Source organism: Candidatus Pantoea deserta (assembly GCF_003813865.1).
GTDB lineage: Bacteria > Pseudomonadota > Gammaproteobacteria > Enterobacterales > Enterobacteriaceae > Pantoea > Pantoea deserta.
Window position 1 is genome coordinate 1 of record NZ_RMVG01000013.1, and the last position, 12,287, is coordinate 12,287.

Sequence of the window (12,287 nt, forward strand, 5' to 3'; positions counted from 1 at the left end):
TTCTGTAAATCATCTTAATTTCGCAGCCAGAATCTTCTTAGCGACACGATTGTCAATTAAAAGAAATAAAAACAAAAAAAATGCGCAACACACTCTTTGATCTGGATCAAAATTTACTATTATGACAGGCGCATCATATAGCGAAATTGCAAAAGTTTATTTAATAAGGTCACGACGATGAGACATTATTCAATAAGGTTTTGCTGAGCGTTCTCCGGCGCGCGAATAATCAACCGCGCCTCAACAAAGCCTGAATAGTTTCCTTTTAACTTGCAGACCACACTATGAACATGAAAACGACGCTGAAAGACGCTGCGCAAACCGCGCCCGTCCCGCCGCCGGGACAACATAAACGCTGGCTGATGCTGGCTCTTCCCATTCTCGTTACCGTGCTGTTGCTGCTGGTGCCGACGCCTGCGGGGCTGGAGCCTTACGCCTGGCACTTCTTCGCCATTTTCGTCGGCGTCATTGTCGGTCTTATCTTTGAGCCGCTGCCGGGCGCAGTGATCGGCCTTACCGGCGTGGTGGTCATCGCGCTGTTCAGCCAGTTCGTGCTGTTCAGCCCCGCTGAGCTGGCTAAGCCGGGCTTTAAGGTCGCCTCCGAAGCCTTTAAATGGGGCGTGAGCGGCTTCGGCAACTCCACCGTCTGGCTGATTTTCGGCGCCTTTATGTTCGCCGCAGGCTACGATAAAACCCAGTTTGGCCGCCGTCTGGCGCTGATCCTGGTGAAATATCTGGGCCGCCGCAGCCTGACGCTCGGCTACGCCATTACCTTCGCCGATCTGCTGCTGGCGCCCTTTACCCCGTCCAACACCGCGCGCAGCGGCGGCACTATCTACCCGATTATCGCCAACCTGCCGCCGCTGTACGGTTCTAAACCTAATGACCCCAGCGCGCGCCGTATCGGCTCCTACCTGATGTGGGTCGCGATCACCGCCGCCTGTATCACCAGCTCAATGTTCCTGTCGGCGCTGGCCCCGAACCTGCTGGCGCTGGCGCTGGTAAAAAATATTATCGGCTTCGATATTTCCTGGGGGATGTGGTTTATCGCCTTTCTGCCGCTCGGCGTGCTGTTGATTTTAACCATGCCGCTGCTGGCTTACTGGCTCTATCCGCCTGAAGTGAAGGTGAACGATGAAGTGCCGCGCTGGGCCACGGCCGAACTGCAAAAGTTAGGCAAGCTGTCGCGCAATGAAATCCTGCTGCTGATTTTTGTGGTCTGTGCCCTGCTGATGTGGATTTTCGCCACCTCATGGATTGAACCGGCGATGGCCGCCCTGCTGGTTATCGTGCTGATGCTCTGGACCGGCGTGCTGAACTGGAATGACATTACCAGCAATAAAGCCGCGTGGAATACCTTTGCCTGGTTCGCCACCCTGGTGGCGCTGGCGGACGGGCTGGCGCGCGTGGGCTTTATCGCCTGGCTGGGTAAAGAAGGCGGAATGCTGTTGCAGGGTTACGATCCGCAAATTTCCGCCGTGGTGCTGCTGATCGCGTTCTATCTGCTGCACTATCTGTTTGCCAGCACCACGGCGCACACCACCGCCCTGCTGCCCGCGATGCTGACTATCGCCGCCGCTATCCCAGGCATCAACATGCCCGTGTTCTGTCTGATGCTCTGTACGTCGCTCGGCGTGATGGGGATCATTACCCCTTACGGCACTGGCCCTAGTCCGATTTACTATGGCAGCGGCTATCTGCCCACTAAAGACTACTGGCGTCTTGGCACCATCTTCGGCATGTTGTTCCTGGCGCTGCTGATGCTGGTCGCCTATCCATGGATGGAAATGCTCTATTAAATCAGGCGACGAACCAGGTTAATAAAGTGTAAAATCTTTTCCCTTCTGCTTACGTCGGCCGCGTTCCGCGCGGCTGACGAAATAAAAACCAACAATATTTGCCGCTGTTAATCGCGCGTCAGGCGCGCCAGCGACGCAGTATTAAGTGAGCCGAGATGTCAAACAAACCTTTCTACTATCAAGATCCGTTTCCGCTGTCCCACGATGATACCCAATACTATCTGCTGACCCGCGAGCACGTCTCCGTCGCCAGCTTCGAAGGTCAGGACGTCCTCAAGGTCGAGCCGCAAGCGCTGACGCTGATGGCGCAGCAGGCATTTCACGACGCCTCCTTTATGCTGCGCCCGGCGCACCAGCAGCAGGTCGCCTCTATCCTCGCGGACGATGAGGCCAGCGAAAACGATAAATATGTTGCGCTTCAGTTCCTGCGTAACTCGGAAATCGCCGCCAAAGGCGTGCTGCCCACCTGTCAGGACACCGGCACGGCGATTATTATGGGCAAAAAAGGGCAGCGCGTCTGGACCGGCGGCGGTGACGAAGCCGCGCTGTCGAAAGGCGTCTACAACACCTTTATCGAAGACAATCTGCGCTACTCGCAGAACGCCGCGCTGGATATGTATCGCGAAGTGAACACCGGCACCAACCTTCCCGCGCAGATCGATCTCTACAGCACCGACGGCGATGAATATAAGTTTCTCTGCATTGCTAAAGGCGGCGGCTCCGCGAACAAAACCTATCTCTATCAGGAGACCAAAGCGCTGCTTGCGCCCGGCAAGCTGAAAAACTACCTGGTGGATAAGATGATGTCGCTGGGTACGGCGGCCTGTCCGCCCTACCACATCGCCTTTGTCATCGGCGGCACCTCGGCAGAGAGCACGCTGAAAACCGTGAAGCTGGCCTCAACGCACTACTATGACGCTTTGCCAACCGAAGGCAACGAGCATGGTCAGGCCTTCCGCGACGTGGCGCTGGAGCAGGAGCTGCTGGAAGCGGCGCAGCAGCTCGGCCTGGGCGCGCAGTTTGGCGGCAAATATTTCGCGCACGATATTCGCGTCGTGCGTCTGCCGCGTCACGGCGCATCCTGTCCGGTGGGCATGGGCGTCTCCTGCTCTGCCGACCGCAATATCAAAGCGAAAATCAACCGCGACGGTATCTGGATTGAGAAGCTGGAAGATAACCCGGCGCAGTATATTCCCGAAACGCTGCGTCAGCAGGGCGAAGGCGACGTGGTCAGCGTCGATCTGAACCGTCCGATGAGCGACATCCTGGCGCAGCTCTCCGCTTATCCGGTCTCGACGCGCCTGTCGCTGAGCGGCACCATTATCGTGGCGCGCGACATCGCCCACGCGAAGCTGAAAGAGCGTATCGACAATGGCGAAGGGCTGCCGCAGTACGTGAAAGATCACCCGATCTACTATGCCGGTCCAGCGAAAACGCCGGCGGGCTATGCTTCTGGTTCGCTGGGTCCGACTACGGCGGGCCGCATGGATTCCTATGTCGATCTGTTGCAGTCGCACGGCGGCAGCATGATTATGCTGGCGAAAGGCAACCGCAGCCAGCAGGTAACGGATGCCTGTCATAAACACGGCGGTTTCTACCTCGGCAGCATTGGTGGTCCGGCGGCCGTACTGGCGCAGCAGAGCATTAAAAAGCTGGAGTGCGTGGAATATGCTGAGCTGGGTATGGAAGCGATCTGGAAGATTGAAGTGGAGAATTTCCCGGCGTTTATCCTGGTGGATGACAAGGGCAACGACTTCTTTAAGCAGATCCAGGACAGCACCTGCGCACGCTGCGTGAAATAGCACCTCAGGCGCGCCCTGTCGATAAGGCGCCTGCGCGAATGGCTGAGTCCAGTCGCAAAGGCGCTTAACGCTTCTCGTCCTGCGACATCACTGTTGCGGGACGTTTTGCTTTTCAGGCCCGGCTATTGGCGTTGTAAACGGACTCGCCGTCCTGAATGAGCCGAATGTGAAATTGCGGCGGGTTACCAGAAACGAGGCGTCTCTGGCGTAGGACACGCCTCTGCCGCGAGCAGCCGCTCGGTTTCATCGCTGTCCAGCCGGTAAGCCGTCTGACGGCCCGGCAGGTTAACGGCAATAATGCTGTTCTCCAGCCCGTCCAGCACCTCATCATGTTCAGTCAGTACGTTATAGAACTCGTTCATCAACATTCCTTATTCAGTTCGGCCTCTGGCCCGTCAGGAACCACCGTCCTGACCATGCCACAGCAATCTTACGCTGTCATGACAGTAAACAATGGGTCGAAAAAACGCTAAATACGCCGGGATAAATATGAAACAAAAACGGCGTGTTGCCCAGCGCGCAACACGCCGACCGCCGCAGAATCAGAAGAAACCGAGCGGCTGCACGCTATAGCTCACCAGCAGGTTTTTGGTCTGCTGATAGTGGTCCAGCATCATTTTATGCGTTTCACGCCCAATACCCGATTTCTTGTAGCCGCCAAAGGCGGCGTGCGCCGGATAGAGGTGATAACAGTTTGTCCAGACGCGCCCGGCCTTAATGGCGCGCCCTACCCGATAGGCGCGGTTAATGTCGCGCGTCCAGACGCCTGCGCCCAACCCATAAATAGAGTCATTGGCGATGGCGATCGCTTCCGCTTCATCTTTAAAGGTGGTGATGCCGATAACCGGCCCAAAAATCTCCTCCTGGAAGACGCGCATGCTGTTATTGCCCTTCAGCAGGGTGGGCTGAATGTAGTAGCCGCTGGCGAGATGCCCCTCCAGTTTCTCTACGCCGCCCCCGGTCAGCACCTCTGCGCCCTCCTGCTGGGCAATCTCCAGATAGGAGAGGATTTTGTCGAACTGCTGCTGCGACGCCTGCGCGCCCACCATCGTCTCGCTGTCCATGGGATCGCCGCGTTTGATGGTTTTAATGCGCTTCATGACCGCCGCCATGAAAGGCTCAAAGATCGACTCCTGCACCAGCGCGCGCGACGGACAGGTGCAGACTTCGCCCTGATTCAGGAAGCCGAGCACCAGACCTTCGGCGGCCTTGTCGATAAAGCTCTCTTCCGCCTGCATGATGTCTTCAAAAAAGATATTCGGCGATTTGCCGCCCAGCTCGACGGTCGAGGGGATCAGGCTTTTCGCCGCCAGCTCCAGAATATGGCCTCCGGTCGCGGTCGAGCCGGTAAAGGCGACTTTGGCGATGCCCGAATGCGACGCCAGCGCTTCGCCCGCCTCTTTACCGTAGCCATGAACCACGTTCACCACGCCCGGCGGCAGCAGATCCTTAATCAGCTCGATAAACAGCGTAATACTCAGCGGCGTCTGCTCAGCCGGTTTCAGCACCACGCAGTTTCCTGCTCCCAGCGCCGGCGCCAGCTTCCAGGCCGCCATCAGCAGCGGGAAGTTCCACGGGATAATCTGTGCCACCACACCCAGCGGCTCATGAAAATGGTAGGCGGCGGTAAACTCATCAATCTCGGCAGCGGTGCCCTCCTGCGCGCGGACGCAGCCCGCAAAGTAGCGGAAGTGATCCACCGCCAGCGGCATATCAGCGGCCAGGGTTTCCCGTACCGGCTTGCCGTTATCCCAGGTCTCATTCACCGCCAGATATTCGAGGTTTTGCTCCAGCCGATCAGCAATTTTCAGCAATACCAGCGCCCGCTGCTGCGGCGAGGTTTTGCCCCAGCTGTCGGCGGCAGCCTGCGCGGCCGCGACGGCGTTATCCACGTCCGCCTGGTCAGAGCGCGGAAACTCGCCGGCAACCGAGCCGTTAACCGGCGAGGTGTTAGTGAAGTAGTTCCCGTTCACCGGCGTAACAAACTCACCGTTGATAAAGTTGCCATAACGCTGTTGTAGCTGGATCAGAGAACCCTGTTCTCCGGGAGGGGCATAACGCATGGTGAATCTCCTTATGGGCCAGGAAATGAAACATCATTGAAACTTGTCATTAACAATGAATGAACAAACCAAGCCTGTCAGATGTTGCTGTCGGAAACTGTGACCGCCGCAGAGGAAAAGCGCGCCGCGCGCGCCCACAGATAATTCTGAGAATATGCCGGGAGGCGAAACCTCCCGCGAGAGAAGGGTCAATACAGAAGGTTATCAACAGGAGAGTGACATGCTGGCTTCGGCTTTTACCCTTATGCGCGCAAAAGCAGACTTTATTCACCAGTTTATTCGCCATCCGCGCAAGATGGGCAGTGTTACGCCCTCTTCGGCGACGCTGTGCCGCGCCATGAGCGACAGCGTTTGCTGGAACAGCGCTCTGCGCGTGGCCGAACTCGGCGCAGGAGACGGCGTGCTGACGCGTCATCTGCTGGAACGCATGCTGCCGCAGGCGCAGCTGGATGTGTTTGAGATCAACGCTCAGCTGGCCGATAAACTACGCGCGCGGGAGGATGCGCGCATGCAGGTGCTGACCTGTTCCGCTGAATACCTGAACGGCGAGTATGACGCGATTTTTTCTGGCTTGCCGCTGCTTTCGCTGCCGCCTGCGCTGCGCGACCGCATTCTGCGCGCGGTATTTAACGCCATCGGCGAAGACGGCGTGTTTATCCAGTTTCAGTACACCTCGGCCACCCAGCCCGACCTGTCGCGCTACTTTATCTGGCAGCGGCAGCGGGTGCTGAAAAATCTGCCGCCCGCCTGGGTCTATCGCTGCACGCGATCCTATGCGCCCTGAGCCTGCTTCGCCTGCGGGCGCGTCTGCTGCCAGAAGGCCACCAGCAGCTGTCGCGCCCAGTCGGTGCCCTCTACCTCCGCCACGCTGCTGTCGCGGCTCTCCGGCGGCAGGCAGGCCAGCATAATGCGACGTGAGAACTCTGGATGAAACTGCACCGACAGGGCATGCGGCGAGTAGCGCAGGATCTGGCAGCCATCTTTATCAGAGGTAGCCAGCACCTGCGCCTGCGGCGGCGGCGTAATCACGGACTGGCGGTGCGACAGCCAGGCGCTGAACCGCGCGGGCAACGTCGCCAGCAGCCCGTCGCGCTGCGCCTGCTCTTCGCACACCACCGGCAGCAGGCCGCGCTCCCAGCCGTTGGGATTATCTTCCACCTTTCCCCCCAGCGCGTAAGCCATTAGCTGATGACCGTAGCACACGCCCAGCAGCGGCAATCGGGCGTCGATGGCCGCGCGCACCCAGGCGGCGCTGCGCTCGCTCCACTCTGCATGATCGGTCACCATCGCCCAGGAGCCGCTGAGAATGGCGCCGCTGATCTGGTCAAACTGCGGCAGAGATTCGCCCAGGTGGGGCCGTACAATCACATATTCATCTGGTTGCAGGTCAAGCGCGTCGATAAACCAGCGCGGCTGCTCGCCAATGCGTTCAACAACGGCAGCAGGCGGAACTTCTAACTGAATCAGAGCAAGAGGTAAGGCAGAAGTGAGAGTCATACCGAATCGAATCCTTGGCAGATGAACGTTTCGGTGAACCAGTCTGACAGCAAAGCGGCAGCTTGTCTTATGATTTTCCCGCCGCGGTCATAACAGAAAAATATTTATCGCCGCCTGTCGGCAGCGCCCTGCTTCATGCCATCATTAGGGCGTGGCGAAAAATAAAAGCGAAGGATGTGACTGTGGCGTTGCGGCATTTTTTTCTGGTGTTAATGGTGGTGTCCATCTGGGCATTTAATAACGTCGCGGTGAAGTGGGGATTACTGGAGCTGCCGCCGCTGTTTCTGACCTGGATGCGCTTTGTGGTTGTCGCCATCGTGCTGATCCCCTTTTGTCGTATCACGCGTCAGCAGCTCCCCTGGCTTATCGCGCTGGCGTTTACCTTTGGTTTTATGCACTTTTCGCTGCTGTTTGTCGGGATGCGCTACACCGACGCCGGAACCGGCGCGATTGTGGTACAGCTGGGCACGCCCATTGCCATGCTGCTGGCGATGGCGGTGCTGAAAGAGCGGTTAAAGGCAATCCAGCTGGTCGGCATCGCCATTTCGCTGTGCGGCGTGGCGGTGCTGTCAGGCAGCCCGACCATTCCGTCCTGGTGGGTGCTGCTGATTTTACTCTGTAGCGCCACCGGCTGGGCGGTGAGTAATCTGATCGTGAAGAAATCGCCGCCGATTAATCCGCTGGCGATGACCGGCTGGATCGCTTTTCTGGCGGTGCCGATCGTCGGTCTCTCTACCTTTGTGATGGAGTCACATCAGTTTTACGCCCTGAGCCAGGCGGGATGGCGCGGCTGGTTTGGCATTCTTTACAGCGCGCTCGCCTCCTCTATTGTCGCCTATACCCTCTGGTACGGGCTGCTGAAGAAGTACAACGTTAATCTGATTATGCCCTACTCGCTGCTGACGCCGGTTCTGTCGGTGCTGATGGGAATTGTAGTGCTCGGCGACAGTCTCAACAGTTTTAAAATTATCGGAGCCTCGCTGGTGGTGTGCGGCACGGCGATCGCGGTGATCAATCTGCGCAGCCTGCGCATGCACGCCCGCTTTCCGCGTCTGCGCCGCCGCTGAAAAAGCGGTGCTATGCTTCAGAGACATTCTTTTCTGGAGAGCCATTATGGATTATCAGCGCGCCGCGTCGCTGTGGCAGCAGCTGTGGCAAGGATTGCGTGGCCCTGGCGACGCAACCGCCCCACCCACCTTTCTCGATCGGGCCGCCTTTGTCTCCGCCTTTGCCGTCAGCGAGCTGGCGGCCGCCAGCACCGCCCTGGCGACGCGCGCCGCGGCGGATTTTATCGGTTCCGACCAGCCCGTCAGCGTTAACGTACGCCTGGCTTCGCGCTGGTTTCAGTCGAGCTTTATGCCGCATAACCGCCCTGCGCCGGCGCTCTGGGACGCTTTTGCCGGTGATTACCGCAGCGCAGACGGCTGGATCCGGCTCCACACTAATGCGCCTCACCATCGGGCCGCGATGACGCGCGTGCTGGGTCAGCCGCGTGACCGCGACGCGCTGGCGCAGCAGGTTGCGCGCTGGCAGGCTGAGGCGCTGGAGCAGGCGGTGATCGACGCTGGCGGCTGTGCCGCGCGCATGCGCAGCGAGTCAGAGTGGCGCGCGCATCCTCAGGGCCAGGCCGTAAGCAACGAGCCGCTGATTAGCTGGCAGCCAACTCTGAACGGCGACACGGTAAGCTGGCCAGTGCCCACGGCCCGACCGCTGCTCGGCGTGCGCGTGCTGGATCTGACGCGGGTCATTGCCGGACCCGTCGCCACCCGTTTTCTCGCCAGCCTGGGGGCGCAGGTGCTGCGCATCGATCCGCCCGACTGGGATGAGCCGTCGCTGAATGAAGAGATGAACTGCGGCAAACGACGCGCCGTGGTGGATGTTAAAACGGCGGCAGGCCGCGACCGGCTGCGCCAGCTGCTGCAACAGGCTGATGTGCTGGTGCATGGCTATCGCGCCGACGCGCTGGAACGGCTGGGGTTTGACGCCGAATCTCGTGCGCGCCTGTCGCCCGGCCTGGTCGATATCGGCCTGAACGCCTGGGGCTGGCAGGGTCCCTGGCGCAACCGGCGCGGCTTCGACAGTCTGGTACAGATGGCGTGCGGCATTGCGCACAGCGGCATGACCTGGTCTGGTCGGGATACGCCGACACCGCTGCCGGTGCAGGCGCTGGATCACGCCACCGGCTATCTGATGGCCGCCGCCGCGCTGGAGGGGCTGCGCCAGCGGCGCGCAACGGGCTACGGCGTACAGGCGCGGCTGTCGCTGGCGCGCACGGCGCTGTTGTTGCAGCAGCATCCTGTCAGCGACGCGCCGTTGTCAGCCGGTATCAGCGCGCACAGGCAGGATACGCTGTCGACGACGGAGCTTACCCCCTGGGGCATTGGCGAACGACTGCGCGCCGCCGCCCGCCTGCCGGGCACGCCGCAGCTGTGCGCCACGCCGGGTTGCCAGCCAGGCACGCATCCGGCGCGCTGGTAGAAAAAGATGCAGCCAGCATGCCCGGCCCGGCTGAAAGCCGTAGGCTTAGTTAAAGCGGTAAGCTTAGTTAAAGCCGTAGGCTTAGTTAAAGCGGTAGGCTTAGTTAAAGCCGTAGGCTTAGTTAAAACCGTAGGCTTAACTAAAGCGCCAGGCTTAGCCAAAGCGCCAGCTTAGCCAAAGCGCCAGCCTGGCTAGTGCGCCAGGCTTAGCCGTTGTCCTCTGCCGCCTCGTTCAGTTCATCCCACATCGCCTGAATAGCCTCACGGCTCAGCGCCGCCAGCGTGCGATAGAAAGCCGTGGCGGCATGCGCCTCGACTTTACCCAGAAACGCGCCGCACCAGGGGAGCAGATACTCATCGAACAGCGCGAACTGCGCCGCGCTCTCATCCTCTGCCGACTGATCTTCCAGCCATGAGGCCGCCAGCATCAGCACGCCGAAATGGTCGGCCGGCGCGTCGCTGAGCGGCATTCCGCGTGACGACAAAAAGGCGCGCACCTCGGCTTCCGGCTTGCCCTGCGGCCACTGCGACGCATAAGGCGGCACGCGGCAGTCAGGACCCACGAACAGCGCATTGTAGTCCGCCGCCAGCGCCTGGGGATCGCTGTTCTGTTGCAGACGCTGCAACAGTTCATCCTGCTCCAGCGGCCATTGCGCGCTGAGTTTGCCCTCACGCAGCAGCGTAAACAGCGGAACCAGCAGAGGATCCTGCGGCTGACGATTAAACAGGGAGCCGATCACGCGGCACAGGATAGAGAACTCGTTCATGCACTATTCCAGAGGCAAAGGGTTAAAAGTCCGCCAGTTCGGCAATCTGCTTGCCGGTGCGCTGCTCCAGAAAATCAAGCAGGCGGCGCGGCGTGACATTTAACACGCGATCTTCCGGAAAATCCACTTCGCGCGTAATACGCAGGCAGTGCGCGAAGTCTCCCAGCGTAAAAGCGGTATGGGAATCAGAGCCAAACGCCAGCCTGCCGCCCGCGTCGCGTACGGCTTCGGCAATGGCGCGGCAGTTGGGTTCGCTGCCGGGACGGGAGGTGGTAAAGGAGGAGTTGTTGATTTCCAGCGCGACGTTATAGTGCGCTGCCGCCTCGGCAATGGCGCGGATGTCTACCGGGAACTTCGGGTTGCCCGGATGGCTAATAATATGCGCGACGCCGTTGGCCATAGTGGCGATCATGGCGTCGGTGTGATGGGTCTTATCCCGCGGCGCGTAAACCGGCTCGTGGAAACCGGCGATGATCAGATCCAGCGAGGGGAGCATGGGACCGGAACAGTCGATCTCCCCCTGCTGATTTTTGATATTGGCTTCAATGCCGCGCAGAATGCCGACGCCGTCGATCACGCGCGGCCAGATTTTCATATTAACGAAATGCCAGTAGTGCGGCGCGTCGGCCATATCAGGGCCATGATCGGTGATGGCAAATAGCTTAATGCCGTTTTTTTTCGCCTGGGCTACATAGTCATGCAGCGTGCTGTAGGCGTGCGTACTGGCGACGGTGTGCATATGTAAATCAACCGGATACATCATTTTCTCCTTAGCGCCGCCCGCACCGGGCGGAAAATACATGGGCTGTGACTATCAGTAACCACGCTGTCGGTCAACGCAGCCCGCTGGCTGCCTGCCCGCTTCCAGATCCTGAATTCCCTGGGCAATCGCGTCCATCGCGTTATCCACCAGCGTTAATGCGGCAATATGCGGCGTTACGGTGACGCGCGGATGACGCCACAGCGGATTGTCCTGCGGCAGCGGCTCCTGCTGGAAGACATCCAGCGCCGCCGCGCGCAGCTGGCCGCTATTCAGCGCCGCCAGCAAATCGGCCTCGACGACCTGCGCGCCGCGCGCCATATTGAGAAAGCAGGCGCCCTGCGGCAGCTGGCTCAGGGTCCGGGCATCAAACAGGTTTGTGGTTTGCGGCGTCGTCGGCAGCAGATTAATTACCACCTGCGTGCCGCGCAAAAAATCATCCAGCGCTTCAGGCCCGGCAAAACAGGCCACATCCGCAATCTGCTTTGGCGAACGGCTCCAGACGCGCAGCGGAAACTGCCAGGGCTTCAGCGCCTCCACCACGCTCAGCCCCAGCACGCCGGCCCCCATGACGCCCACGCTGAACGCTTCGCGCGCGACCGGCTGAAGCGGCTGCCACTGCGCCTGCTGCTGCTGTTGCCGGTAGTCGTCAAAGCGACGATACCAGCCGAGCACGCAGCAGACCGCATACTCCTGCATCTGCTGCGCCATGCCGTTGTCTTCGAGACGGATCAGCGGCACCGACGGTGCCAGCATCTCCGGATAGCGCGCCAGCTGGGCGAGAATATCGTCCACGCCCGCGCCCATGGCAAAGACCCCGCGCAGAGTGGGACGATTTATCAGCATGTCGCGCGGCGGCTGACGCACAATCGCGTAGTCGGCAGGCGCGTCGTCGCCCGGCTGCCAGCGGCGCACGCGCGCCTGGGGAAAGCGGCGCTGCATGCCTTCCAGCCAGATGCTGCCGTCCTGCGACGGGTGATACCAGATAATATCCATGTCGTGTTCCCTTTTTTTGCCCCCAGCCTCCGGTAAAAGCAGCCTGAGGGCAAGGAAAATCCCCTTACTGTCGTCATGCTCAGCACCACTCTGCTTCACATTTCCGCTGCGTCGTCGCGCCATGCT

At 59.8% G+C, this 12,287-nt stretch carries 11 protein-coding genes; 5 read left to right on the forward strand and 6 right to left on the reverse strand.

Features of this window, described 5'->3' with window-relative positions; translation table 11 throughout:
- The first annotated feature begins 290 nt into the window (after positions 1-290).
- Together BBB56_RS15645 and fumA are read left to right on the forward strand one after the other, a co-directional pair.
- On the forward strand, positions 291-1,799 hold the full coding sequence (locus BBB56_RS15645) for an anion permease (RefSeq protein WP_123801999.1): 1,509 nt from the start codon (positions 291-293) through the stop codon (positions 1,797-1,799).
- A 155-nt stretch (positions 1,800-1,954) separates the two neighbouring features.
- Positions 1,955-3,601, forward strand: a complete 1,647-nt coding sequence (gene fumA / locus BBB56_RS15650) for a class I fumarate hydratase FumA (RefSeq protein ID WP_123801868.1) — start codon at positions 1,955-1,957, stop codon at positions 3,599-3,601.
- A 182-nt stretch (positions 3,602-3,783) separates the two neighbouring features.
- Here fumA and BBB56_RS15655 read toward each other — a convergent pair whose 3' ends face one another.
- Together BBB56_RS15655 and exaC are read right to left on the reverse strand one after the other, a co-directional pair.
- On the reverse strand, positions 3,784-3,963 hold the full coding sequence (locus tag BBB56_RS15655; RefSeq protein ID WP_123801869.1) for a hypothetical protein: 180 nt from the start codon (positions 3,961-3,963) through the stop codon (positions 3,784-3,786).
- Between the two features lie 180 nt (positions 3,964-4,143).
- On the reverse strand, positions 4,144-5,664 hold the full coding sequence (exaC, locus tag BBB56_RS15660) for an acetaldehyde dehydrogenase ExaC (RefSeq protein ID WP_123801870.1): 1,521 nt from the start codon (positions 5,662-5,664) through the stop codon (positions 4,144-4,146).
- Positions 5,665-5,884: 220 nt separating this feature from the next.
- Here exaC and BBB56_RS15665 point away from each other — a divergent pair, with 220 nt between their 5' ends.
- On the forward strand, positions 5,885-6,448 hold the full coding sequence (locus tag BBB56_RS15665; RefSeq protein WP_123801871.1) for a class I SAM-dependent methyltransferase: 564 nt from the start codon (positions 5,885-5,887) through the stop codon (positions 6,446-6,448).
- Here BBB56_RS15665 and BBB56_RS15670 read toward each other — a convergent pair.
- Positions 6,436-7,161, reverse strand: coding sequence for a glutamine amidotransferase (locus BBB56_RS15670; protein WP_123801872.1), 726 nt, complete (start codon positions 7,159-7,161; stop codon positions 6,436-6,438). The two genes, BBB56_RS15665 and BBB56_RS15670, sit on opposite strands and share 13 nt — an antisense overlap.
- A 182-nt stretch (positions 7,162-7,343) precedes the next feature.
- Here BBB56_RS15670 and BBB56_RS15675 point away from each other — a divergent pair, with 182 nt between their 5' ends.
- Both BBB56_RS15675 and BBB56_RS15680 read left to right on the forward strand, forming a co-directional pair.
- Positions 7,344-8,228: a DMT family transporter gene (locus BBB56_RS15675; protein ID WP_123801873.1), complete on the forward strand. Its 885-nt coding sequence runs from the start codon at positions 7,344-7,346 to the stop codon at positions 8,226-8,228.
- A gap of 46 nt (positions 8,229-8,274) precedes the next feature.
- On the forward strand, positions 8,275-9,639 hold the full coding sequence (locus BBB56_RS15680; RefSeq protein WP_123801874.1) for a CoA transferase: 1,365 nt from the start codon (positions 8,275-8,277) through the stop codon (positions 9,637-9,639).
- A 205-nt stretch (positions 9,640-9,844) separates the two neighbouring features.
- Here the strand turns inward: BBB56_RS15680 and BBB56_RS15685 are convergent, their stop codons facing one another.
- Genes BBB56_RS15685 through ghrA form a run of 3 tightly spaced genes read right to left on the reverse strand, consistent with a single transcriptional unit; the run spans position 9,845 to position 12,161 of the window.
- Entirely contained in the window at positions 9,845-10,405 is a 561-nt protein-coding gene (locus BBB56_RS15685; RefSeq protein WP_123801875.1) for a TorD/DmsD family molecular chaperone, read from the reverse strand.
- 22 nt (positions 10,406-10,427) lie between these two features.
- Positions 10,428-11,165 (reverse strand): phosphatase, encoded by a 738-nt coding sequence (locus tag BBB56_RS15690; RefSeq protein WP_123802000.1) that lies wholly within the window; start codon positions 11,163-11,165, stop codon positions 10,428-10,430.
- Between the two features lie 54 nt (positions 11,166-11,219).
- Complete coding sequence (gene ghrA / locus BBB56_RS15695; protein WP_123801876.1) at positions 11,220-12,161, reverse strand: glyoxylate/hydroxypyruvate reductase GhrA; 942 nt, start codon at positions 12,159-12,161, stop codon at positions 11,220-11,222.
- Positions 12,162-12,287: the final 126 nt, after the last annotated feature.

Coding starts and splice junctions, on each gene's coding strand:
- ghrA (WP_123801876.1), bottom strand. CDS start 12,161: ATGGATATTATCTGGTATCACCCGTCGCAGGACGGCAGCATCTGGCTG.
- BBB56_RS15680 (WP_123801874.1), top strand. CDS start 8,275: ATGGATTATCAGCGCGCCGCGTCGCTGTGGCAGCAGCTGTGGCAAGGA.
- fumA (WP_123801868.1), top strand. CDS start 1,955: ATGTCAAACAAACCTTTCTACTATCAAGATCCGTTTCCGCTGTCCCAC.
- exaC (WP_123801870.1), bottom strand. CDS start 5,664: ATGCGTTATGCCCCTCCCGGAGAACAGGGTTCTCTGATCCAGCTACAA.
- BBB56_RS15690 (WP_123802000.1), bottom strand. CDS start 11,165: ATGTATCCGGTTGATTTACATATGCACACCGTCGCCAGTACGCACGCC.
- BBB56_RS15655 (WP_123801869.1), bottom strand. CDS start 3,963: ATGAACGAGTTCTATAACGTACTGACTGAACATGATGAGGTGCTGGAC.
- BBB56_RS15645 (WP_123801999.1), top strand. CDS start 291: ATGAAAACGACGCTGAAAGACGCTGCGCAAACCGCGCCCGTCCCGCCG.
- BBB56_RS15670 (WP_123801872.1), bottom strand. CDS start 7,161: ATGACTCTCACTTCTGCCTTACCTCTTGCTCTGATTCAGTTAGAAGTT.
- BBB56_RS15665 (WP_123801871.1), top strand. CDS start 5,885: ATGCTGGCTTCGGCTTTTACCCTTATGCGCGCAAAAGCAGACTTTATT.
- BBB56_RS15685 (WP_123801875.1), bottom strand. CDS start 10,405: ATGAACGAGTTCTCTATCCTGTGCCGCGTGATCGGCTCCCTGTTTAAT.